The organism is Nonomuraea terrae (assembly GCF_004348995.1).
GTDB classification, from domain to species: domain Bacteria; phylum Actinomycetota; class Actinomycetes; order Streptosporangiales; family Streptosporangiaceae; genus Nonomuraea; species Nonomuraea terrae.
Window position 1 is genome coordinate 17772 of the sequence record NZ_SMKQ01000063.1, and the last position, 23666, is coordinate 41437.

20 protein-coding genes are annotated in these 23666 nt (G+C 70.9%); 11 read left to right on the forward strand and 9 right to left on the reverse strand.

Annotated elements, in window-relative coordinates; genetic code table 11:
- Window positions 1-4: 4 nt before the first annotated feature.
- From glpK to E1286_RS21275, 3 genes are all read right to left on the reverse strand, one after another.
- Window positions 5-1522: a glycerol kinase GlpK gene (gene glpK / locus E1286_RS21265; RefSeq protein WP_132615168.1), complete on the reverse strand. Its 1518-nt coding sequence runs from the start codon at window positions 1520-1522 to the stop codon at window positions 5-7.
- Between the two features lie 29 nt (window positions 1523-1551).
- Window positions 1552-2361, reverse strand: coding sequence for an MIP/aquaporin family protein (locus E1286_RS21270; RefSeq protein ID WP_132615170.1), 810 nt, complete (start codon window positions 2359-2361; stop codon window positions 1552-1554).
- Between the two features lie 122 nt (window positions 2362-2483).
- The gene (locus tag E1286_RS21275; RefSeq protein WP_132615172.1) at window positions 2484-2930 is read right to left on the reverse strand and encodes a GNAT family N-acetyltransferase; all 447 of its coding nucleotides are present in this window, start codon (window positions 2928-2930) and stop codon (window positions 2484-2486) included.
- Between the two features lie 230 nt (window positions 2931-3160).
- Here E1286_RS21275 and E1286_RS21280 point away from each other — a divergent pair, with 230 nt between their 5' ends.
- On the forward strand, window positions 3161-5281 hold the full coding sequence (locus tag E1286_RS21280) for an ATP-binding protein (RefSeq protein WP_246075020.1): 2121 nt from the start codon (window positions 3161-3163) through the stop codon (window positions 5279-5281).
- 10 nt (window positions 5282-5291) lie between these two features.
- On the opposite strand, the gene E1286_RS21285 is transcribed toward E1286_RS21280, so the two are convergent.
- Both E1286_RS21285 and E1286_RS21290 read right to left on the reverse strand, forming a co-directional pair.
- On the reverse strand, window positions 5292-6287 hold the full coding sequence (locus E1286_RS21285) for a terpene synthase family protein (RefSeq protein ID WP_132615174.1): 996 nt from the start codon (window positions 6285-6287) through the stop codon (window positions 5292-5294).
- A 74-nt stretch (window positions 6288-6361) separates the two neighbouring features.
- A complete protein-coding gene (locus E1286_RS21290; protein WP_223190190.1) occupies window positions 6362-6763 on the reverse strand; it encodes an ankyrin repeat domain-containing protein in 402 nt (133 codons plus the stop codon).
- A gap of 87 nt (window positions 6764-6850) precedes the next feature.
- Between E1286_RS21290 and E1286_RS21295 the strand changes: the two genes are divergently transcribed.
- Window positions 6851-7750 (forward strand): proteasome assembly chaperone family protein, encoded by a 900-nt coding sequence (locus E1286_RS21295; RefSeq protein ID WP_132615178.1) that lies wholly within the window; start codon window positions 6851-6853, stop codon window positions 7748-7750.
- An 8-nt stretch (window positions 7751-7758) separates the two neighbouring features.
- A complete protein-coding gene (locus E1286_RS21300) occupies window positions 7759-8799 on the forward strand; it encodes a Gfo/Idh/MocA family oxidoreductase (protein WP_132615180.1) in 1041 nt (346 codons plus the stop codon).
- An 8-nt stretch (window positions 8800-8807) separates the two neighbouring features.
- Here E1286_RS21300 and E1286_RS21305 read toward each other — a convergent pair whose 3' ends face one another.
- The gene (locus tag E1286_RS21305; protein ID WP_342776242.1) at window positions 8808-9599 is read right to left on the reverse strand and encodes a tyrosine-protein phosphatase; all 792 of its coding nucleotides are present in this window, start codon (window positions 9597-9599) and stop codon (window positions 8808-8810) included.
- 401 nt (window positions 9600-10000) lie between these two features.
- Here E1286_RS21305 and E1286_RS21310 point away from each other — a divergent pair, with 401 nt between their 5' ends.
- Window positions 10001-10900, forward strand: coding sequence for a hypothetical protein (locus E1286_RS21310; RefSeq protein WP_132615184.1), 900 nt, complete (start codon window positions 10001-10003; stop codon window positions 10898-10900).
- 4 nt (window positions 10901-10904) lie between these two features.
- Here the strand turns inward: E1286_RS21310 and E1286_RS21315 are convergent, their stop codons facing one another.
- Window positions 10905-13418 carry an ATP-binding protein gene (locus tag E1286_RS21315; protein WP_132615186.1) on the reverse strand — a complete coding sequence of 838 codons (2514 nt, stop codon included), beginning with the start codon at window positions 13416-13418 and terminating at the stop codon, window positions 10905-10907.
- 70 nt (window positions 13419-13488) lie between these two features.
- Window positions 13489-15591, reverse strand: a complete 2103-nt coding sequence (locus E1286_RS21320; RefSeq protein ID WP_246075021.1) for a M6 family metalloprotease domain-containing protein — start codon at window positions 15589-15591, stop codon at window positions 13489-13491.
- Window positions 15592-15701: 110 nt separating this feature from the next.
- Between E1286_RS21320 and E1286_RS21325 the strand changes: the two genes are divergently transcribed.
- On the forward strand, window positions 15702-16853 hold the full coding sequence (locus E1286_RS21325; protein WP_132615188.1) for a PucR family transcriptional regulator: 1152 nt from the start codon (window positions 15702-15704) through the stop codon (window positions 16851-16853).
- 72 nt (window positions 16854-16925) lie between these two features.
- The gene (locus E1286_RS21330) at window positions 16926-17969 is read left to right on the forward strand and encodes an amidohydrolase family protein (RefSeq protein WP_132615190.1); all 1044 of its coding nucleotides are present in this window, start codon (window positions 16926-16928) and stop codon (window positions 17967-17969) included.
- Window positions 17970-18007: 38 nt separating this feature from the next.
- Here E1286_RS21330 and E1286_RS21335 read toward each other — a convergent pair whose 3' ends face one another.
- Entirely contained in the window at window positions 18008-18427 is a 420-nt protein-coding gene (locus E1286_RS21335) for a MarR family winged helix-turn-helix transcriptional regulator (RefSeq protein ID WP_132615192.1), read from the reverse strand.
- 72 nt (window positions 18428-18499) lie between these two features.
- On the opposite strand from E1286_RS21335, the gene E1286_RS21340 reads away from it, so the two are divergent.
- From E1286_RS21340 to E1286_RS21360, 5 genes are all read left to right on the forward strand, one after another.
- Window positions 18500-20236: an ABC transporter ATP-binding protein gene (locus E1286_RS21340; protein ID WP_281282710.1), complete on the forward strand. Its 1737-nt coding sequence runs from the start codon at window positions 18500-18502 to the stop codon at window positions 20234-20236.
- Window positions 20237-20328: 92 nt separating this feature from the next.
- Window positions 20329-21594: an MFS transporter gene (locus E1286_RS21345; RefSeq protein ID WP_132615196.1), complete on the forward strand. Its 1266-nt coding sequence runs from the start codon at window positions 20329-20331 to the stop codon at window positions 21592-21594.
- A 93-nt stretch (window positions 21595-21687) separates the two neighbouring features.
- Window positions 21688-22119 carry an Hsp20/alpha crystallin family protein gene (locus E1286_RS21350; RefSeq protein WP_132615198.1) on the forward strand — a complete coding sequence of 144 codons (432 nt, stop codon included), beginning with the start codon at window positions 21688-21690 and terminating at the stop codon, window positions 22117-22119.
- 52 nt (window positions 22120-22171) lie between these two features.
- A complete protein-coding gene (locus E1286_RS21355; RefSeq protein ID WP_132615200.1) occupies window positions 22172-22492 on the forward strand; it encodes a helix-turn-helix domain-containing protein in 321 nt (106 codons plus the stop codon).
- A gap of 47 nt (window positions 22493-22539) precedes the next feature.
- On the forward strand, window positions 22540-23666 hold a 1127-nt coding region (locus E1286_RS21360; RefSeq protein WP_132615202.1), incomplete at its 3' end, for a gamma-glutamyltransferase.

Below are 23666 nucleotides of genomic sequence, written 5' to 3' on the forward strand. Positions count from 1 at the left end.
GGGGTCAGTCGGTCTCGCTCCAGTCGAAGGCCTTGGTGATGGCCTTCTTCCAGCCGGCGTACCCCGTCTCGCGCTGCTCCGCCGTCCAGGTCGGTTCCCAGCGGCGGTCCTGGGCCCAGTGGGCGCGCAGTTCGTCGGTGTCACGCCAGAAGCCGACGGCGAGGCCGGCGGCGTACGCGGCCCCGAGCGCGGTCGTCTCCGAGACGACCGGCCGGCTGACCGGCACGCCGAGGATGTCGGACTGGAGCTGCATGCACAGGTCGTTGGCGGTGACCCCGCCGTCCACCTTCAGCACGTCGAGCACCACTCCCGAGTCCTGCTGCATGGCCTCGACGACGTCGCGGCTCTGGTAGCAGATGGACTCCAGGGTGGCGCGCGCGAGGTGGGCGTCGGTGTTGTAACGCGACAGGCCGACGATGGCGCCGCGCGCGTCGGCCCGCCAGTAGGGGGCGAACAGGCCGGAGAAGGCCGGCACGAAGTAGATGCCGCCGTTGTCCTGGACCTGCCGGGCCAGCGTCTCGCTCTGCGCGGCGGAGGTGATGATGTGCAGCTGGTCGCGCAGCCACTGCACCGCCGAGCCGGTCACCGCGATCGAGCCCTCCAGCGCGAACACCGCCGGCTGGTCGCCGAACTTGTAGGCCACGGTGGTGAGCAGGCCGCTCTTGGAGCGCACGGGGGTGGTGCCGGTGTTGAGCAGCAGGAAGTTGCCGGTGCCGTAGGTGTTCTTGGCCTCGCCGGGCGAGAAGCAGACCTGGCCGACGGTGGCGGCCTGCTGGTCGCCGAGGATGGCGGTGATCGGCACCTCGCCACTGCTCAGCCCGGCCCCGGAGGTGACGCCGTAGCCGGCGGGGTCGGACGAGGGGCGGATCTCGGGCAGCATCCGGCGCGGGATGCCGAAGAACGACAGCAGCTCGTCGTCCCAGTCGAGCGTGTCGAGGTCCATCAGCATCGTGCGGCTGGCGTTGGTGACGTCGGTGACGTGCACGCCGCCGTTGACGCCGCCGGTGAGGTTCCACAGGACCCAGGTGTCGGTGTTGCCGAAGACGGCCTCGCCGCGGTCCACGGCCTCGCGGACGCCGTCGACGTTCTCGAGGATCCACTGGATCTTGCCGCCGGAGAAGTACGCCTCCGGCCGCAGGCCCGTCTTGTCGCGGATGACCTGGCCGCGGCCGTCGCGATCCAGCGCGGCGGCGATGCGGTCGGTCCTGGTGTCCTGCCAGACGATCGCGTTGTAGTACGGCCGGCCGGTGCGCGGGTTCCACACCACCGTGGTCTCGCGCTGGTTGGTGATGCCCATCGCGGCCAGGTCGCTCGCCTGCAGGCCGCTGCGCTGCAGCGTGCTCTGGATCACGGCGGAGGTCCTGGTCCAGATCTCGATGGGGTTGTGCTCCACCCAGCCCGCCCTGGGCAGGATCTGCTCGTGCTCCAGCTGGAACTTGGCCACCTCGCCACCGTCATGATTGAAGATCATGAAGCGGGTGCTGGTGGTGCCCTGGTCGATGGCGCCCACGAACTCGGGCATGTCGTTCTCCTTACGGGTTCGTCCGAGGGTCAGTCCGAGGGCTTGACCACGTCGCGGTCCACGTCGTCGCGAGGCAGGAAGCGGTGGATCAGCACCTGGTAGAGACCGGCGCCGATGACCCCGCCGATCACGGGGCCGACGATGGGCACCCACCAGTACAGGTCGCCGTACTGGTCGCGCCAGGCTCCGCCGTACCCGGTGAGGAAGCTGGCCAGGCGCGGCCCGAAGTCACGCGCCGGGTTGATGGCGTAGCCGGCGTTGGTGCCGAAGGCCATGCCGATGCCGACCACCAGCAGGCCGATGAGGAACGGCGCCATGTTCGCGGCGGGCGCCATGTTGGCGACGTCCGACAGGGCGAAGACGACGAAGAGCAGGATGGCCGTGCCGATGATCTGGTCGCGCAGGCCGCCCCACATGTCCACCGGGAGGGTGCCGTTGCCGGGCAGGGTCGAGAAGACGCCCTGCGTCTTGATCGTGTGCCCGGGGTCCACCATGCTCAGGACCTCGTGGTAGTTCCACCGCACGATGAGCGCCGCGACGAAGGCTCCGGCCGTCTGGGCGAGCGCGTACGGGATGACCTTCTTCCAGGGGAAGCCGCGGAAGCAGGCGAAGGCCAGCGTGACCGCGGGGTTGATGTGCGCGCCGGTGGTGCGGCCGGCGACGTAGACGCCGAGCGCGACGCCGATGCCCCACGCCCAGGCGATGCTGTCGTGGTCGCCGATCTGTGCCGCGGCGACCTGCGCGACCACGCCCACACCGAACAGGATGAGCACCATCGTCCCTGCGAATTCGGCGATCAACTCGCCGGCCAGCCCCATTCGACCCAGACGTCCCGCCATCGCCGCGCCCCCTTCACCCGGCACCCGCGAACGCTGTGAGCCATTCCCTGGTTTACAAAGATGTATACGGCTGTTTTACGACATGTTTCACAAAAGAGCAGAAAGTAAGATTGCTCAGCGGGTCAGAGTTTGCGAGTGAAGGTCATCATGGCCGTTCCGGGGCCGTGGTATTCCGGGACCGGGCCGTCGGCCGTGAAGCCCATACGGCGGTGAAAGGCGATCGACGCGGTGTTGACCGGGGCGGTGATGGCACGCACGACGTGACGGCCCTCCCCGCGGGCGAGATCGAAGAAACGCTCGTACATGGTGCGGCCGAGGCCACTCCCCCTGGCCTCGGGGGCGACGCCGACGAAGTGGATGTACGCCTCGCCGGGCAGCGACGGCGACGGGAACCCGACGAGGAACCCCGCCATCCCCCCGCCAGGGCCCTGCGCGATCAGGCTGGTGCGGTGGAAATGGTCGAGGAAGAGCCTGGGCAGCGACGCCAGCACCGGCCGCCCCCACCAGTCGTCGACCACGGCGGCGATGGCGTCGTAGTCGGCGGGGGCGGCTGCGCGCAGGGTGTGCACAGGATCAGCCCCAGTGAGGCGGCCTGTTTTCCAGGTAGAAGGCGTCCTGGTCGCCCTCGGGCCAGTCTCCCCAGCCCAGGTCGCGGTCGTCGGACGTCTGTTCGGGTAGGAAATCTTCCACGGAGGACATGCTACCGGGGCGTACAAACCGGTACCGAGCGTGTCTCTCGCTCCGGGGACAGGCGTCGATCACCGGGGTACGATACGAGGGCAGGTGTCGCCTACCCCCCGTGAGGCTGCGCATGGCCACCCCGACCGGCTGGCGGCGAGAAGGCAATCTCCCGGCGGAGCTGACGAGCTTCGTCGGCCGCACTCGCCTCCTCGCCAACCTCAAACGGCACCTCAACGAGTCCCGCCTGGTGACCGTGACCGGCATCGGCGGCGTGGGCAAGTCGCGCACGGTGCTGCGCCTGGCCCACCAGGTGCGCGCGGGCTACCCCGACGGCGTCTGGTTCGCCGATCTCGCCCGCCTGCAGGACGCGGGCATGGTCAAGCACACCATCGCCTCCGCGCTCGGCATCGCCGACCAGTCCTCCCGCGCGGCGTCGGAGTCGTTGTCGGAGTGGGTCGGTGAGCGCGACATGCTGCTCATCATCGACACGTGCGAGCATCTCCTGGAGGGCTGCGCCGAGCTGATCCACGAGCTGCTCGAGGCCGCGCCCAGCCTGACGGTGCTGGCGATCAGCCGTCAATCGCTCAACCTCCCCTACGAGCAGGTCGTGCCGGTGCCGCCCCTCCAGGTGCCCGGCGACGACCCGGCGGAAAGCCTGTTCACCAACGAGTCCGTCCAGCTCTTCGCCGACCGGGCGGGGGCGAGCCTGCCCGACTTCGTGCTTGACGAGGACAACATCGGCGCCGTCGCCGAGCTGTGCCGCCGGCTCGACGGCATCCCGCTCGCCATCGAGCTGGCCGCGGTGCGGCTGCGGGCGCTGTCGGTCGAGCAGATCCTCGGGCTGTTGACCGACCGGTTCAGCCTGCTGGCCGGCGCGAGCCGCACGGCGCTGCCCCGCCACCAGACGCTGCGCGCAGCCATCGGCTGGAGTCACGAGCTGTGCGAGCCGGAGGAGCGGCTGTTGTGGGCGAGGCTGTCTGTGTTCGCGGGCGATTTCGAGCTCGACGCGGCGCGCTTCGTCTGCTCTGACGGGCGCCTGTCCGCCGAGCGCATCACCGACCTCATCGGTGGCCTGGTCGAAAAGTCGATCCTGCTGATCAGGAGCAACCACGCGGGCGTGCGCTACAAGTTGATCGACACCCTCGCAGAATACGGCGAGGAGTGGCTCGACAAGCTCGGCCAGGCCGAGCAGGTCCGCCAGCGGCACCTGGAGTACTACCTCAGCCTGGCCCAGCGCGGCGAGGACGCCTGGTCGGGGCCGCGGCAGATCTACTGGTTCATCCGCATGCGTCAGGAGCACAACAACGTCCGGACCGCGCTCGAGTACTCGCTGAACAAGCCAGGCAAGGAACCGCTGGCGCTGACGCTGCTGTCGTCGCTGTGGTTCATGTGGGTCTGCTGCGGATTCGCCCGCGAGGGCCGCCTCTACCTGGAGCGGGCGCTGGAGGCCAACCCCAGGCCGAGCAGGGAGCGGTGCAAGGCCCTGTGGGTGTTGGCCTATGTACGCAACTCCCAGGGTGACAGCGTCGGAGGGCGGGAGGCGGCCGAGACGTGCAGCGCCGAGGCCGTCAAGGTGGGTGACTCCCGGTCCGTGATCCTGGCCTCCAAGATGCAGGGCACGGCGGCGATGCTCCAGAACGACATGCAGAAGGCCAGCGCGCTGCTCGGCGTGGCGATCGAGTTCAACACCGACAACAAGGAGCTCAACCCCGGGCTGCTGCCCGCCATCGTCGAGCTGTCCATCGTGTTGACCGCGCAGGGGGAGTTCTACGAGGCCGAGTCCCTGTTGCATGACTGCCTGCAGGTGTGCAGGGAGCGCGGCGAGCTCTGGCTGAGTTCGCACGCGCAGTGGGCACTGGCGGGTGTCCGGCTCGCGACGAACCGGCCGGAGCAGGCGCTGCAGAACGTCAGGGAGGGGCTGCGGATCAAGCTGCACTTCCACGACACCCTCGGCACCCTGCTGTCGCTGGAGTCCGCGGCCCGCATATTCGTGGCCCTCGACCGGTTGCCGCTTGCCGCCACTCTGCTGGGGGCGCTGCACCAGAACTGGAAGACGGCGGGCCTGCCGCAACTGGGCGCGCCGTTCCTGTCCGACGACCACAACGCGTGCGTCCGAAACTGTGTGCTGCAGATGGGCGAGCTGCCCTACAAGAACGCCTTCGAGGAGGGTGCACGCCTAGACCTCGAAGAGGCGTCCGCGCTCGCGCTCGGCGAGCTGGACGCCCTCGACGAGATTTGACGGCGCGGCCTTAGACGGCCTGCGGCCAGCGGGTGTCCTCCGGCCAGGCCTGGACGAAACGTGCGCTGCCGAACGAGAACTCGATGTGACCGCGGATCCAGTGTTCTAGGCCGCGTACGTAGGCCAGCACCGGGGCCGGGGCCCATTTCTCCACGGCCTCGCGGCGCTCGACGAACGTGGCGATGGCGTCGTTATGCAGCTGCGCCACCTCAAGCAGCGCGTCCTGCAGCGAGAGGGACTTGTGGGTGGCCAGCACCGTCACGATGTTGTGCCTGGCCTTGTCGCTGTGGCGCTCCTTGGCATACGAAAGCAGGTCGTTGTCCCAGCCGACGAGGTCGCAAGCCAGGTCCGAGAGCAGTCGCACGTCGGGGTGGTACCAGTCCTCGGTCTCGATGCGGTAGCCGCCACCGAGGTCGATGAGCGCGAAACAGGTGTACGTGGCGCCGGTGGTACGGCGCATCAGGAGGTAATCCTCCGGAGTGGGGATGGCGTCGGCCTCGCGGTTCGCCGCCTCCCAGATTTGGGCGAACAGGTATTCCTTCACCGCGACGCGCCAGCGGTCGACCTGCTCGGGGGTGCCTAACGCGGAGATGCGGTCGAGGAGTTCTTTGAGAGCGAGGCTGAACGGATTACTGGAATCGGCCTCCCCGTCGAGACTTCTGAGGAGCGACGGCAAAGCCCGGGCGACCGTGGCGGGGCTGTCTCCGATGCCTTCCCTTTCGCAGAACCCGTCGTCGAAGGCCCAGAGCCAGAAATACCAGTCAGTGATCACCCGGAGGCTTACCTGCGGCACGGTGGGGTTGGTGCGCGCTGGAAGGGAGCCAAGTTCTGATCGCCTGAAGTACTCGACGCCATCGGCGTTCGGGAGCATGCCAGAGGCGGCAACCCACGCCTGGCTCTCGGCGGTGACTTCCGCATGATGGACGTTGATCTCGTTCGGGAAGGGGCAGGGCAGAGCGGGGATGTGGAGAGGTCGCCTAGCGAAGGAATGCGCAGAAGTAGCCACGCCTTACAGCATGACGATGGACCGCTCGAAAGGCCACAGTGGATAACTTTTATGTGGTTTAAGCCCATTTCATACTATGAATCACGTTGCGTGAACCATTGGACGAATTGGTCATTTGCGAACATTTGGGCAGTTTCCAGGGCGGATGGCCGGCCCTCGTTCGGATCGGCGCCCGCGTCGAGCAGCGCCCTGACGACCTCAGGCTCCTTCTTGAAGACCGCGCCCGCCAGCGGGGTCTGGCCGCGGTCGTTCGCCCGGTCGGGGTCGGCGCCGTGGGCGGCGAGCATGCGGACCGTTTCCGCGTGGCCGTGGTAGGCGGCCAGCATCAGCAGCGTGTCGCCCTTCTGGTTGGTCAGGTTGGCCGGCACCCCGGCCTCCACGTAGGCGCGCAGCGTCTCGGTCTCCCCCGCCCTGGCCATGTCGAACAGCTTGGTGGCGAACTCTTCCAGCTCCGGATCCCCGTCCATGCTGCCCATTCTGCCCCCGATAAAGTGCCCTGCACGGAATCGTTCCGGCGCGTCGTGGGTTCTGGTGATGAGTACCTAGGGAAAGGCTGTCCAACCGTGTTCGACCCGAAGGATCTCTACAAGCTCGCAGACGACGCGCCCGAGCTGCCCGATCCGGTGTTGCTGTACCACTTCGACGGTTTCGTTGACGCGGGCGGTGCCGGACGCCTCGCGGTGGGCCACCTGCTGGCCGAGCTGGAGCACCGGGTCGTGGCGACGTTCGACGTGGACCGGCTGCTCGACTATCGGTCGCGACGGCCGATCATGACGTTCGACACCGACCGGTGGGTGGAGTGCGAGAGCCCCGAGCTGGTCGTGTACGCCGCCAAGGACGCGACGGGCACGCCGTTCCTGCTGATGAGCGGCCCCGAGCCCGACCGCGAGTGGGAGCTGTTCATCCGGGCCGTGGGCGAGCTGGTGGAGCGGCTGAAGGTGAGCAAGCTGGTGATGGTCCACGGCGTGCCGATGGCCGTCCCGCACACCAGGCCGCTGGGCCTGACGATGCACGCCACCCGCCCCGAGCTGATCAACGCCCAGGCGAGCGTGTTCGGGCGGGTCCAGGTGCCCGGCAGCGTGGCGGCGCTGCTGGAGCTGCGGCTCGGCGCGAAGGGTCAGGACGCGATCGGGTACGCGGTGCACGTGCCCCACTACCTGGCCCAGGCCGAGTACCCGAGCGCCGCCGTGACCGGCCTGGAGGCGGTGACGCGGGCGACCGGGCTGGTGTTCCCGATGGACGCGCTGCGCGAGGCCGCCCGGCGTACCACGACGGAGATCGAGGAGCAGATCCGCGCCTCGGCCGAGCTGTCCACCGCCATCACTGGCCTGGAGCAGCAGTACGACGCCTTCGCGGCCGGTTCCGAGCGGGAGAACCTGATGGCCGAGACGACACCCATGCCCACGGGTGACGAGCTCGCCGCCCAGTTCGAGCGCTTCCTCGCCGAACGCGACGAGGACTGACGGCCTCCATGGACGACATCCGCGTCGGCCTCGTCGGCTACGGCACCGCGGGGGCGTACTTCCACGCCCCGCTGATCGACGCCACCCCGGGCCTGACGCTGTCGGCGGTGGTGACCCGCGACCCCGGCCGACAGGCAGAGGTCGGCGGCAGGTACGGCGCCGCGGGGGTGTCGGACGTGGAGGACCTGTGGGAGCGCTGCGACCTCGTCGTGGTGGCCTCCCCCAACCGCACCCACGTGACCACGGCCGTCTCCGCCCTCACCCACGGCCTGCCGGTCGTCGTCGACAAGCCGTTGGCCCGCACCGCCGAGGAGGGCCGCGCGCTGGTACGCCTGGCACGCGAGCGCGGGCTCATGCTGACCGTCTTCCACAACCGCCGGTGGGACGGCGACTTCCGCACCGTGCGGCGGCTGATGGGCGAGGGGCGGCTCGGCGACGTGCTGCGCCTGGAGTCGCGCTTCGAGCGGTGGCGGCCGGTGCCCAAGGGCGGCTGGCGGGAGAGCGGCACCCCGGAAGAGGTCCCCGGCCTGCTCTACGATCTCGGCAGCCACCTGGTCGACCAGGCCGTGCAGCTGCTGGGGCCGGTGCGCGAGGTCTACTGCGAGAGCGACGTCCGCCGGGCGGGAGTCTCGGGCGACGACGACACGTTCATCGCGCTCACCCACGAGGGCGGGGCCCGCTCCCACCTGTGGGCCAGCTCGATGGCGGCCCGGCTGGGCCCCCGCTTCCGCGTGCTCGGCTCGTCCGCGGCCTTCGTCAAGTACGGCATGGACGTGCAGGAAGAGCGCCTGCGCGCCGGGATGCCGCCGGACGCGCCCGGGTTCGGCGACGACGAGGAAGACCGGTGGGGCGCGCTCGGCACGCCCGGCGACCAGCAGATCGTGCGCACCGAGCCGGGGGCGTATCTCGACTTCTACCGGGGCGTGGCGGCGGCGCTGCGCGAGGGCGCGGCGCCGCCCGTCGACCCGGAGAGCGCCGTCGAGGTGCTGGCCGTGCTGGAGGCGGCCCGGCTGTCGGCGACCGAGCGGATCGTCGTCCACCTGAGCTGAGCGGGTCGTCAGTCGCGCAGGCGGGCGCGCATCGCCTCGGTGTCGCCGTCCGTCCAGCCGTGCCGGGCGAGCCAGCCCGCCGGGCCGCCGTAACGGTCGTCGAGCACGCCGAGGAACTGCTCGATGTAGCGGGCGCGCGGCATGTGGTCGTCCGCGGGGCGCGAGTCGAGATCATCCCGGTACGTGCTGCTGCCGCGCAGGCGCTTGAGTATCAGCTCCAGGCGCTCCCCCGTGGCCACGTAGTCCTCGACGATGGCCTCCCGGGTCGCCCCGGCGACCTCCAGCGCCAGCGCCGACAGCACACCGGTGCGGTCCTTGCCCGCCGCGCAGTGCACGAGCGAGGCGCCGGCGTCGAGCGCCATCGCGCGCAGGGCCGCCACCACGGCGTCGGGCCGGTCGCGCAGGTAGCCGAAGTAGAAGCCGGTCACCCGCAGCTCCTCGTCCAGCGTGCGGCCCGCCCACGGCAGCACCCGCTCACCGTCGATCCCGTCGGGGACGTCGGCCTCGACGTCGGTGTGCCGGCCGCCTTCGGCGAACAGCGTCAGATGGTGGTGGCGCACCTCCGGCACCAGCGTGAGCGGGCCGGGGCCCTCCAACTGCACCTCCGCGATGGAACGCAGGTCGACGACGTGCCGCAGCTTCAGCTCCGCGACGAGCAGCCGCACGTCGGCGGAGGTGAGGCCCTGCAGGTTGTCGGCGCGGAAGACGCGCCCGAAGCGGGTGCGGCCACCGTCACGCGTCGGCAGTCCGCCCAGGTCACGCGCGTTGACCGCGCCTTCCAGATCAATCCACCTCGTCATCTCGCTCATTGTTGTGACCCTATATGTCCGCCAAAGCTGAGCGGATTCGACGTTCATAACGCAGCATGAACATGTGACCCCTCCGCGCCCAGAAGGAAGCGGCCTCCCGATGAGCCGCTCGCGCCGCTCGGCGAAGGGCCTGCTGCCCGTCACCGATCGCGGCCGGCGAGGCCACACCCACGTCCGGACCGGCCACCTGACCGGTGGGCGGGAGCGGCCGGGCGGGCACACCGGCGCACGAGAGGATCACCTACCAGCGACGAGTTCCGTAATGCGACGATCACGACACTGCGAGGCGCCGGCACATCCGAAGGGAGGGAGCGCGGATTCCCCCGCCCGTTGAAGCAGGCGGCCCCCTCCGCGCACGACATATGGATCCACGAGCTCTGCCTCCACGGCTGGTGATCGATCCGACGCTGTCCCCGGAGATCGCGGCCGAGCTGCGGTCGAGCCCCGACCTCCTGCGCCTGACGCGGTCGGGCGCGCGCATGGACACCACGCACAATCCCGCCCTGCTGTTCGTCCTGCCCGCTTTCCTGGTGCTCCTCGCCGTGCTCACGAGCACGGAGCCGTTGTTCGTCGCGGGTGTCGGGACGGGGGTGATCGTGCTCTTCCGGTGGATCGCGATGGACAACTCCTACCGTTCCACCAGGCGCAGGCTCCATCTGGCGCGGGCCCACGCCGACCGCTACATCCTGCCGGAGGACCTCGACCATCCCTGTCAGATGCTGCTGCGCCGGGCGCAGAACGCGGTCGACGCGATACTCAACTCCAAGGTGCACAAGGCCGGGCTGATCGACAGCATCGACAACCAGGTGTCGCTGCCGGAGGAGCTGTGGGAGGTCGCCCAGCGGCTGCGGCGGTTGTCGGCCATGCACACCGAGCACGGCAGGCTCGTCCCCCGGGAGCTGCCGCCCGGCATGGAGGACGCGTTCAAGCCGTACACGAGCGCCCTCGACGCCGCCTGGACGTCGCTCACCCACCGCGTCCGCCACCTGGAGAAGTACGCCAAGCAGGTGCTCAAGGCCGACAAGGTCTACCACACGCACAAACGGCTGGAGGCGCTGGCCGCCAAGACGCCGGAGTATCAGCGGCTGATCGCCGACACCGTGCGCGACGACCTGGCCAAGCAGCACATCAAGGAGCTGTCGGACCAGGCGGCCCACGTGCGCAGGATGTTCGAGGAGAGCATCGTGCAGGCCCGGCAGGCCGCCGGTGAGCTGCTGCGCACGCCGTTCTCCGACCCGCCGGGCGGCGCGGTGGAAGGCCCCGGCAAGAGCACCGAGTACGGCACCACCTGAGGGCTCAGCCGGTGTCGGCACGCGCGCGCCGCAGGAGCTCCAGGGTCCGGCGCATGCCGGCCTCGTTGCCGAGGCTGCGGTAGATCGCCCTGGCCTGCTCCAGCGGCTCCACGGCGGCCGCGCGCCCGCCCGCGTCGAGGTGCGCCTCGCCCAGGTAGCGCAGGCTCAGCGCCATCCACCACCGGTCCTCCAGCTCCTCGAACGCCGCCCCCGCGCGCCGCAGCTCCAGCTCCGACTCGGCGGTCCGGCCGAGCCTGGCCAGCGCTCGCCCGGCCGACACCGCGGTCCTCGCCACGCCCCACGAGTCGCCGAGCGCGGCCAGGATGTCCTCGGCCCGCCGTACGTAGTCGAGCTCGCGCAGCCCGTTGTCCGGGTCGCCGACCTCGCCGGCCGCGCGCAGGCAGCGGGCCTCCTCCCACAGCTCCCCGCGCTGCCGGAACATCTCAGCGGCCCGGTCGAGGCTGAACCCGGCCCGGGTGAACAGGACGGCGGCCTGCCGGTGCTCGCCCGCGCGGTGCTCGCCGCGGGCCTGCGCCGCCAGCACCTCGCCGTAGACGCGCAGGGTCTGGGCCTCGGAGTAGCGGTTGCCGTCGCGTTCGAAGACCTCCAGGGCGTACTCCAGCAGTTCTCTGGCCTCCTCGGGCTTGCGTTCCGCCAGGCGCAGCTCGGCGAGGTTGCGCTGGGTGCGGGCCATCCACCACAGGTCCTCCTCGGCCCGGAAGCCGGCGATGGCGTCGATGAGGAAGTCCTGTGCCCGGTCGAGGTGGCCGTCGCTGAACAGCGTCATCCCGATCGTGCGCCGGGCCCTGGCCGCCCACCACGACTCGCCGAGGTCGGTGAAGAGCACCAGCGCGCGCTCCGCCTCCTCCTGCGCCCTGCGGCGCAGGCCGAGACCGCCGTGGACAGCGGCGGCGTCGAGCAGCGCGATGGCCATCGAACGCCGGTCGCCCGCCTGCTCGGCGGCCTCGCGGCCGAGCTCGGCCACGGCCGCCCAGTCGGCCCAGTACGCCCGCAGCGAGTGGCACAGCGAGCAGAACGCCCTGGCCAGACCCCAGGTCAGCTCCCAGAGCCGCAGGTGGTGGGCCAGGTTGATCATGGACAGGAGGGCGAGCCGTTCGGCGTTGAGCCAGTCGGCGGCGCGGACCTCACCGTCGAGCGTGGAGCGCCGCCCGCCGCGGCTCCAGTCCTGCGGCCAGCGGTTCTGGGCGGCCTCCTCGGCGCGGCGGCGGTAACCGGACAGGACGCGTTCGATGGCGGCGCGGCGGCGGTCGCCGTCCTGCTCGGCCAGTTCGGCGGCGAACACGCGGACCAGGTCGTGCAACCGGTAGCGCATCGCGCCGGTCTGGTCGGTGCCGGAGCACTCGGCGAGCTGGGCGTCGATGAGGGCTTCGAGCTGGTCGGCGCCGTCGAGCCCGGAGATGTCGAGCAGCTCGCCGGCCACCCAGCCGGGCACGTCGGGCGCGGTCAGGGAGCTGAGCAGGCGCAGCAGGCGACGCTGCATCCCGGTGCAGTCGTCGTAGCTGAGCTGGACGGAGTCGCGCACGCTCTTGTCCACCGTCGGGGCGACCTTGAGGTTGTCGAGGATGCGGCGCGTGTCGGCCAGCCGGTCGGCCATGTCGCGCATCGTCCACTGCTCGCGGGTGGCGAGCCGGCCGCCGCAGATGTTGATCGCCAGCGGCAGGTTGTCGCAGAGCCGTACGATCTGCCGGGCGGCGTCGAGGTCGGCCGCGACGCGGTCGTCGCCGGCCAGTCTGGCCAGCAGCTGGATCCCCTGTGCCTCGGAGAACTCGACGAGCTTCTTGTCGTAGGTGCCGTAGAGGTACAGCGGCGCGCGGGAGGTGACCAGCACCGCGCAGCCGGGCTCGGCCGGGATCAGCGGGGCGATCTGGGCGGAGTCGTGGGCGTTGTCCAGGCCGATGAGGATCTTGCGGCCCTTGGTCCAGGTCAGCCAGAGCTTGCCGAGCTCCTCCAGACCGCCGGGGTCGGTGGTGAGGCGGACGTCGAGCGCGCGCAGGAAACCGATCAGCACCTCTTCTGGGCGGACCGGGGCGTCCACGCCGCCGCGCAGGTCGGCGTAGAGGCGGCCGTCGGGGAACCGGTCGGCGACCTCCTGCCCGAACCGGGTCATGAGCGCCGACTTGCCGACGCCGCCGCGGCCGTACACGGAGATGACCAGCGGCGGCGAGACCTCGGAGGATCTCCTGCGGCCGTCGAAGACCCGGTGCAGCTCGGCGAGCGTCTCTTCGCGGCCGGTGAAGTGCTCGGGGACGGGCGGCCAATGGTCGGGGGCGACCGGGCCCAGCTCCGGCCGGGCCCGCGGCCTGGGCCGGATGTCGGTGGTGGCCCAGGTCGTCAGCCCCACGAGGACGGCCGCCGCCATGGTGACGCCGATCTTGGCGGTCGGCGGGATCTCCCATTCGAGGGAGGCCGCCAGCACGCTCGCGGCGCCTGCCGCGAGGCCGGCCGCGACCGGCGCGGGCCATCGGCGGCGGCGCCGGTCCGGTAACTTCCCCGTCAACGAACACCCCCTTTGGGGGTGATTCAAACCGATGGGGTACGGCTTGCGCCAGCCGCACCCCAAGGTTCACTCAGCGGCCATTCACGTTACAGGTGGCCGTCATCGTCTTGCCCGGGTCACTCTCCGAGGTGGCGGTGAGCGTGACCTTCGCCTTGCGGTCGCCGCCGTCGCCGCGGACCGCGTTGACGATCACGGTGTCCCGCTCGCCGAACTCCAGGTTGGCCAGGGCGTTGGGCACCTGGGCGGTCCAGCCCCGGCCCTCGACCGTGGCGGTGAGCCGGTAGACGTCGTTGTTGAGGTACTTGCTGACGTCCTCCGGGTGCTGTCCCTGCGCGGGGGCGGCCTGACCGGTGTTGGTCAGCGGGAACCGGCAGACGGAGACACCGTCGCCGCCGGGCACGCCGGAGCCGTGCTGCAGCTTCACGCCGCGCTTCTGCGGGCCCGCGCCGTCGAGCGAGCGGACGGCGACCGTGTAGGACAGCTCGCCGTCGCCGTTGCGCTCCAGGTCGGTGACGTAGAAGTGCAGGCGGTTGTCCTCGTCGACGAACTCGTACTCGCTGCCGGAGTCGGTGCCGGCGTGGAAGAGGGCGTCGGACAGCTGGCGGTAGTCGCCGATGGTGATGGGCACCTCGGTGCCGTCGGGCAGGACGTAGTCCGTCATGCCGATGTCCTGCGGGTTGGCGTCGATCACCCACTCGAACGGGGCGCTGTCCTGGTTCTTGGTCTTGGCCAGGAGCACGCCGGAGTCGGGGGTGAAGGAGTCGGCGCCCATGCGGTCGACGACCTCGACGGTGTAGTTGTCGTAGTTGCCGCCGTCGCACATCGGGTCGGTGCGCCAGTCGCAGTTCGGGTTGTGGTCCTCGGTGTCGAACGAGATGTTGATGCCCGACAGCTCGTCCTGTCCCGGCTGCACGACGCGGGCCAGGACCTTGGCGGTGACCAGTCCGGACTCGTCGAGCGCCTCACGCGACAGGCGCAGCACGTTCTGCTCGTCGACCATCTGCAGGTCGATCTTGTTGCGCAGCATGTGCTGGGCGCCCATGGACGCGCCGGCGACCGGCGGGATGACCCAGCGCGAGTGCGGGCCGCCGGGGCCGTTGAAGCTGCCGCGGCTGAGCATCTCCCAGATGCCGGTGTACGCCCGCCTCGGCGGCACGCCGTACGGGTTGTTGTAGTTGTCGGCGATGCCGAAGATGTGGCTCAGCTCGTGGGCGTAGGTGCCCATGCCGGAGCTCTCGGTCTGCACCGAGTCGACGCCGAAGCGGGCGTTGGGCCAGAAGGTGGAGCCGGCCTGCCAGGAGGTCCAGTCGACGTAGCGGGTGGTGGACCAGTTGGGCAGGTTCTCGTCGCCCTCGGGGCCGAACTCGTCCGGCACGTCCTCCTTGGTGGGGAACTTCATCATGCCGAACTCCTGCCAGGTGCCCGACTCGTCCTGACCGGCGCTCAGGTAGAAGACGAAGTCGAACTGGTCGGCGACCTCCTGGCCGACGGCGGCGAGCCAGGCGGCGTTGCCGTCGGTGCGCAGGTTCCTGTTGCAGGTGTCACCGGCCGGGCAGTGGTTGCGCTGGTACTCCATGCCGTACTCGTGGTCCTTGCCCGGCATGGTGTACGGGCCGAAGCCGGTCAGGTCCACACCGATCCGGCCACCGGAGTCCTCCATCCAGTACTCGTGGATGGTGTGACCCTTGTTGAGGTCGTTCGGGGTGTTGAGGAAGTCCTGGTAGAACTTGGCGACCTGGTCGCGGGGGATGTTCGCCCCTTGCGGGCTGGGGTTGCCGAAGACCGTCGAGCCCTGCGGCTGGGTCACCACGAAGGGCTGGTTCGGGTAGTCGAGCAGGACGAGCGCGCCCTTGAACTGGCGGTCGGAGCCCTTGACGCTCGGATCGTTCCAGGTGGTACCCGGGGGCTTCTTGTAGTCGTCCCACGTCATGTGGTCGGGGTTTTCCCAGTTCTGGGGGTCGATCGGCGCGAGGTCGGCGACCGGCCGGGCCCGCTTGGCCTGCGCGGGGCTGTCGAGTTGCCAGGGCTGGGTCTGCGGCCAGTGGTTCTGCCGCCAGGGCGTGTCAGGGTCGACGGTGGGGGGTGCTGCGGAAGCGGGGGTGGCCACCATCGCCATCGGGATCACCACGATGGCGGTGAGCACGCCCTTCAACAGCTTCTTAGGGGCTATCACACGGAATGACGGTATCCACGTTGTTGACGGAGATCACCCGCTGAATGTAGGGAAGACCTGTACTGAAATTTTCGACATATGTTGAAACCTCCAGGTGAACGGGTAGGGCTGTGGCCGACCTCCAGAAGACCGTGGAAGAGCTCGCCACCCGCCTCGGCCGCCCTTTGTTGCTCGAGGACCGGGTGCAGCGCGTCGTGGCGTACAGCGAGCAGAACGGTGCCATGGACGACGTGCGCCGCGACTCGATCCTGCGCCGGCGCACCGTGCCCGAGGTCCGGCAGTGGTTACGGGCGGCCGGCATCCACCGGGCCACCGCGCCGCTGCGCACCCCCGGCGCGCCGCACCTGGGCCTGTTACCCCGGGTCTGCGTCCCCGTACGGCACGCCGGCGGGCTGCTCGGCTTCCTGTGGTTCATCGACGCCGAGCCTCCCATGTCGCGCGCGCAGGTGGACAAGGCCGCGGCCGCCGCGCCCGCCCTGGCGCTGGCCCTCTTCCACGAGAGCCTGGCCACCGGCCTGGCCACCCATCGCGAGCTGGAGGCCGTCACCGGGCTGCTGCTCGGCGAGCGGGACGCGGCCAGGCAGCTCATCGAGGCGGGCGCGTTCCCGCAGGGGCGGCCGGTGACCGTCCAGGTGGCCAGGCCCCGTACGGCCGAGCCCGACGACGCCCTGCGGCTGGCGCTGGAGCAGGGGCTGCTGGCGCTGCGCCGGCGGCTGAGCGGGCACCACCCGCTGCACCTGGTCCGCTACGACCACGCCGTGCTGCTCACCGCCGGGGTACCGGTCCCGGCCGACGAGCTGCACGCGGCGATGCCGGTGCCGGTGGTGGTCGGCGTCGGACGCGGCCGCCCGACGCTGGCGGAGGCGGCGGACTCGTACCAGGAGGCGCGGCACGCGGCCGAGGTGGCGGCGCGGGTGCCCGGGCTCGGGCGGACGGCGGAGTGGGCGCGGCTCGGCGTCTACCGGATGCTCGCCCAGGTGCCGCCCGACCAGGACCTGCATCCGGGACTGGAGGAAATGCTGGCGGACGCCCAGCACCTGCCGCTGCTGGAGACGCTGGAGACGTACCTGGATCTGGCGGGCAGCGCGGTCGCGACCTCCCGGGCGCTGCGGCTGCACCGTACGTCGCTGTACTACCGGCTGCAGCGCGTGGAGGAGCTGGCCCGCACCGACCTGAAGGACGGCGGTGAGCGGCTCGCCCTGCACCTCAGCCTCAAGCTGGCGCGGCTCTCGGGACGCTACGCACCCAGGGGATTCTCATAATTCATCTTGATTGCGCCTTCGTCCCAATATCCCGTTTAATTTATAAAAGGGGCTAGATCGACGGGAGATCAGATGCCGTCTGCGAGGCGTGCCGGGCCGGTTCTGGACAGGCACGCGCCCGCCCCCGTCGTGCTCCACTCGGCGCCGCTCGTCCTGCCCGTGTGCGTCGATCCCCTCCGTGACGGCGCCGTCGCCACCAAGGGCTCCCACGTGCTCAGAGTGGGGCCGCGGGCGGAGCTGCGCGCCGCCTACCCCGCGGCCGAGGAGCTGCGGTGGCGGGGCATGATCGTGGCCGGCCAGGTGGACGCCTGCTCCTCCGCCCGCGCGCCCGTCCCCGGGGTGACCGCGCGGGCGAGCATGGTCGGCGACCCGGCCGACTGCCTGGGGCTGCCCGGCATCTCGTACGTCCGGGTGAACAGCGCAGGCGAGGAGGAGTGGGAGGAAGGCGAGCGGGACGCCGTCATCACCGCCATCCGCGAGGTCGAGCGGCCGTACGCGGTCGGCATCGCGGCGCTCACCGGCGACTTCCAGGTGCTGGAGGACGTGGCCGTGCTGTCCAGGACGTTCGGCCTGCGACTGCTGGCCGATCTGGACCGCCACTCCACCGCCGCCCTGGACGAGGCCGGGGTGCTCGGGCCGCTGTGCCACGTCGCGTGCGCCCGGACGCTCGACCCCGGGGAGCGCAAGCTGCTGCGCCTGCGCGGGACTGCGGTGGCGCTCTGCCCGCCGGGGCCCGATCCAGGCGGCGACACGCTGGCGCTGCTGGAGGAGGGGAACACCGTCGCGTTCGGCAGCCACGGGCCGGCCTCGGATCCGTGCCAGGAGGGTGGCTTCGGGCCGCTCGATCTGGCGGCCGCCCTCCGGCGGCACGTGCGCGGGCGCGGCCAGCGTCCACGGGGCCTGGACCGGCGGCTGGTCGAGGCGGTCACCATAGGTGGGGCCGCGGCTCTCGGCATGGACCGGGGCAAGGGGCGGATCGGGTCGCTGTGCCCCGGCGCCCGCGCGGACTTCGCGGTCTACGACGCCCGTGGCCGTTACCCGTACGCCGCGCTGCTGGCGCAGCCGCCCTGCCTGGGCACGGTCGTCGGCGGCGTGATCACCACAACCGCGCCCTGACCGCCGCCCGCCGGCTCGTGGGGCAAGGCGCCCGTCCCTCATCGGAACTGCTCGTCCACCAGGGTCAGCAGCTCGCGCAGCCGGTCGCGTTGCCCGTCCGACAGGACGGCGAACAGTTCCTCACCCGCCTGCCTGCGCGCGTCGCGCGCCCGCTCGGCCAGCGCGCGGCCCTCGGGCGTGATCATGACCAGCGTCGAGCGGCGGTTGGCCGGATCCACCTCCCTGCGCGCCAGTCCCGCCTCCTCCAGCGCGTCCACGACGGGCGTCAGCGAGCGCGGCACGATCCGCAGCTGGTCGGCGAGCTGCACCATCCGCAGCGGCCGTTCCGCGTCAGCCAGCGCGCGCAGCGCCCGCGCCTGGCCGGGGTTGAGGCCGAGGGGCACCAGTCGGTGGAGATAGCCGTGCCGCAACCGCCTGCTGACCAGATGCAAGAGCTCGGCGAGCTCCTTTTCTTCCATATCGCCAAGTTTAGCCGGAACAAATATGAGTTAACCTCTGTTTGAGAGGACATCTGGAAGGAGGCCCCATCTGTGGCCGAGGAACCACGCGCGCCGCTCGGGCGCATCGTCAGACTCTTCGGCGCCTACCGCGGCCGGCTGGCCCTGGTAGGCGCCTTCATCCTGCTGTCCTCACTGGTGTCGCTGGCCTCGCCCTTCCTGCTGCGCGAGGTGCTCGACACGGCCATCCCCGCACGCGACGCCGGGCTGCTCGCGCTGCTGGCCCTGGGCATGATCGCGGTGGCCGTCACGACGACGGTGTTCGACGTGCTGCAGACGCTGGTCTCCACGACCGTGGGCCAGCGGGTGATGCACGACCTGCGCGTCGCGGTCTACTCCCACCTGCAACGCATGTCGCTGGCCTTCTTCACCCGCACCAAGACGGGCGAGGTCCAGTCGCGCATCGCCAACGACATCGGCGGCATGCAGTCGGTCGTCACCTCGACGACCGCCTCTCTCGTCTCCAGCCTGACCACCGTGATCGCCACGTTCGTCGCCATGATGGCGCTCGACTGGCGGCTCACCATGGTGTCCCTCGCGTTGATGCCGTTCTTCGTGTGGATCAGCCGCAAGGTCGGCGCCGAGCGCAAGCGCATCACCTCCGAGCGGCAGCGCAAGCTGGCGACCATCGCGACCATGGTGCAGGAGTCGCTGTCGATCAGCGGCATCCTGCTGGGGCGCACCATGGGCCGCTCGTCCGAGCAGACCGAGCGCTTCGGCCGGGCCTCCCACGAGCTGGCCGACCTCGGCGTGCGCACCAGCATGGCCGGGCGCTGGCGGCAGTCGTCCGTGCAGTTCGTCATGGCCGCGATGCCCGCGGCGATCTACTGGGCCGTCGGCCACACCGGCTCGATCTCGGTGGGCACGCTGGTGGCGTTCACGACGCTGCAGACGGGCATGTTCCGGCCGCTGGTGCAGCTCCTGCGGCTCGGCGTCGAGGTGCAGACCTCGCTGGCGCTGTTCGGGCGCATCTTCGAGTACCTCGACCTGCCCGTCGACATCCACCCCGGCACGCGCCGGCTGGAGGACGTACGCGGCGAGGTGCGCTTCGAGAACGTCGACTTCTCCTACGGCGACGCCCCCACGCTCGAAGGGATCGACCTCACCGTGCCCGTGGGCGGCAGCCTGGCCGTCGTGGGCGAGACCGGCTCCGGCAAGACCACGCTCAGCTACCTGCTCCCCCGGCTCTACGACGTCACCGGCGGCCGGGTCACGATCGACGGGGTCGACGTGCGGGAGCTGACGTTCGAGACGCTGAGCGAGGCGGTCGGCGTGGTGTCGCAGGAGACGTACCTCTTCCACGCCTCGATCGCCGACAACCTGCGCTTCGCCCGGCCGTCGGCCACCGACGAGGAGCTGGAGGCGGCGGCGCACGCCGCGCACATCCACGACCACATCGCGTCGCTGCCCGACGGCTACGACACCCTGGTGGGCGAGCGCGGCTACCGGTTCTCCGGCGGCGAGAAGCAGCGCCTGGCCATCGCCCGCACGATCCTGCGCGACCCGCGGGTGCTCGTCCTCGACGAGGCCACCAGCGCTCTCGACACCCAGACCGAGCGGGCCGTGCAGGAGGCGCTCGACACGCTGGCGCGGGGCCGTACGACGATCACGATCGCGCACCGCCTGTCCACCGTCCGCGACGCGGACCAGATCGTGGTGCTGGACCACGGGACGATCGTCGAGCGCGGCACCCACGACGAGCTGATGGCCGGGGGCGGACACTACGCCGCGCTCGTGAGCCGCGACGATCCCCTGTTGAGTCCAGCCTAAACGTGGACTGCCTCACATTCCGGCCATGACGGAAATCCGCTTCGGGACGGGTGGTGTTCAACCCCCGTAGATCTCCCAAGGCAAGGATCGTCGTGTCTCCCTCCCCCTCCCCGTTCAGAGCTCTCCGTCATCACAACTACCGGCTCTGGGCGGGCGCCGACGTCATCTCCGTCACCGGCACCTGGATGCAGGTCCTCGGCGTCAACTGGCTCATCCTCACCCTGACCGGCTCGGCGACCAGCGTCGGGCTGAGCCTGGTCATGCAGGCGCTGCCGACGCTGGCGCTGGGCATGTGGGGCGGCGCGCTGGCCGACCGGTTGCCCGCGCGGCCCGTCGTGATCGCCGCGCAGCTCGCCCAGGCCGCCCTCGCCGCCGCGCTGGCCGTGATCGCGCTGACGGACGTGCGCTCCGTCCTGCCGATCTACGCCGTGGCGCTGGCCGGCGGCGTGGTCACCGCGCTCGGCGGGCCCGCGCTCGGCCGCTTCGGCGCCGAGGTGGTGCCGCCCGCCGACCTGCCGAACGCGATGGCGCTCGGGTCGGTCCTCAGCTCCGCCGGCCGCATCCTGGGCATGAGCCTGGCGGGCGCGCTGCTCCCGGTCACCGGCAACGCCGGGCTGTTCGCCCTCAACGCGGCCACCTTCTTCGTGGTGATCGCGGCCGTGGCGGCCATGCGACGCCGGGAGTTCCACGTGCTGGCCGCCGCCGAGCGGCAGCCGGGCGCCGTCCTCGACGGCCTGCGGTACGTGCTGCGCACCCCGTGGCTGCTCGCCGTGCTCGCGCTCTGGTTCGTCTCGGGCAGCCTCGGCCGCAACTTCCAGGTCACCATGGCCGCCATGAGCGCCGGGCCGCTGGGGTCGGGCGCCGGCGGGTACGGCCTGCTGTCCACGGTCTTCGCCGTCGGCACGGTGCTGGGCGGCTTCCTGGCCGCCTCCCGGCCTCGCCTGACGATCCGGCTGCTGCTCGTGATGGCGTTCGTCACCGGGGTGGCGCAGGCGTTGAGCGGTCTGATGCCGTCGCTGTGGACGTTCGCCGCCGTGATGCTGCCGATCGCGGCCGGCGCGGTGGCGCTCGACACCACGGTCTCGGCGCGGGCGCAGCTCGACAGCCCCGAGGCGATGCGCGGCCGGGTGATCGCCGCCCTGTCGATCGTCAGCGCCGGTGCCGGCGCGCTCGGCGGGCCGCTGCTCGGCTGGTTCAGCGACACGCTGGGGCCGCGGGTGGCGCTGGAGATCGGCGGGGTGGCCTGCGTGGCGGCCTCGCTGCTCGCCGCCGCGGCGCTGGCCCGGCTGTCGGGCCGCACGCTCCGCCAGGCCGTCCGGCCCCGGCGGCGCCTGGAGCCGGGCTTCGAGAACGCCTGACCGGCTCTCCTGGCTTGCATGTCGGCATGCAGATAACCTATAAATGTAGTTGGAGGTTAGCTGCATAGAAGTACTCGACGAGGAGGCTGGGACATGTTGTTGACCTCGATCGACCCCTTCTTCCAGGAGTTCGAGCGGCAGTTCGACCGGCTGACCCGCCAGGCCCTCGGCGACGGCGGCGCCGTGATGCCGATGGACGGCCTTCGCCGCGACGACGACGTCCTGCTGCGCTTCGACCTGCCCGGCATCGACCCCGACTCCATCGAGGTGACGGTGGACCGCGGCGTGCTCAGCGTCAGCGCCTTGCGTGAGGAGCAGATCGCCCAGGACGAGCGGCTGTTCGTCCGCGAGCGGCCGATGGGCGCCTTCACCCGGCGGGTCTACCTGTCGGAGCACCTCGACAGCGACAAGATCGACGCGTCGTACGACAACGGGGTGCTCACCGTCAGGATCCCGGTGCTGGAGCGGGCCAAGCCGCGTAAGGTGGCGATCCAGCGAAGCGAGACCAAGGCCATCAAGGCCTGACACGAGCTCGGGGGCGGGACATCCCGCCCCCGAGCCACGAGGAGAAGGAGACATGCCCGACCTGCCCTTCGACGACGAGCACGCGCCTCTCTACTCACTGGGGCAGGTGGCGGAGATGCTCCAGGTCCAGCACGCCTTCCTGCGCCGGCTGGACCAGCACGACGTCATCCGGCCGAGCCGGTCGAGCGGCGGCCAGCGGCGTTACTCCCGCCACGACATCGTCATCGTCCAGCACGTCACCCGCATGGCGGAGGAGGGCATGACGCTCATCGCCATCCGCCGCATCCTGGAGCTGGAGCGGGAGCTCGTCGAGCTGCGCCGGGAGCTCAGGGAGGCTCACGCCCGCATCCGCGAGCTGCGCGACCCGAACTGAGCACCTGAGAGCCGCTACCAGGTGGGCCGCGGGCGTACTCTCGTGCCGTGCACACCACCAGATACGCGCCCTCCGGCATGGTCTGCAGCGTCGACCACCTGGCCTCCGGGGCCGGACTCACGATGCTGGAGCGCGGCGGTTCCGCCGCTGACGCGGCCATCGCCGCCAACGCCGTGCTCTCCGTCGTCGCCCCCCACATGTGCGGCCTGGGGGGCGACCTGTTCGCCCTCGTCCACGACGGCGAGGTCACAGCACTGAACGCCTCCGGACGCGCCGGCTCCGGCGCCGACCCCGCCCGCCTGCGCGCCGAGGGCCACACCCGCATGCCCCACCAGCACGACATCAGGTCCGTGCCGGTGCCGGGCTGCGTGGACGGCTGGGCGGCGCTGCACGCCCGCCACGGCCGCCTGCCGCTGGCGGAGCTGCTCGCGCCCGCGGTCAGGCTGGCCCGCGAAGGGTTCCCCGCCTCGCCGCTGATGCTGACCGGCGCCGCCAACGCGGCCCGCCGGCCCGGCGCCGGCGACTTCGCGTCCGTGCGCGCCGCGGGCGACCGCGTGACCAGGCCCGGCGTGGCCCGCGCGCTGGAGGCCGTGGCCGAGGGCGGGCGCGACGGGTTCTACCTGGGCGAGTTCGGCCAGGGCCTGGTCGAGCTGGGCGCCAGCGAATACACCGAGGACGACCTCGCGACACCCGCCGCCGACTGGGTGGAGCCGCTGAAGGTCCGCGCCTTCGGCCACGACGTCTGGTCGATGCCGCCCAACTCCCAGGGCTACCTGCTGCTGATGTCCCTGGCCATCGCCGACGGGCTGGAGCTGCCGCCGTTCCCGCGCCACGCCGCCTGGGCGCACCTGCTGGCCGAGGCCGCCAGGGCGGCCGGCCACGACCGGCTCGACGTGCTGCACAAGGATGCCAAGGAGCTGCTCGACCCCGCCGAGATCGCCCGCCGCCGGGCGCTGATCGACCCGCTGTCCCGGGTGCGGCTGCGCGGCCCCGCCCAGCGCGACGGCGACACGACCTACCTGTGCGCGGTCGACGGCGACGGCATGGGTGTCTCGCTCATCCAGTCGAACGCGTCCGGGTTCGGCAGCATGGTGTTCGAGCCGCGTACCGGGATCAACCTCCACAACCGCGGCATCGGCTTCTCCCTCAAGCCCGGCCACCCCGCAGAGTACGG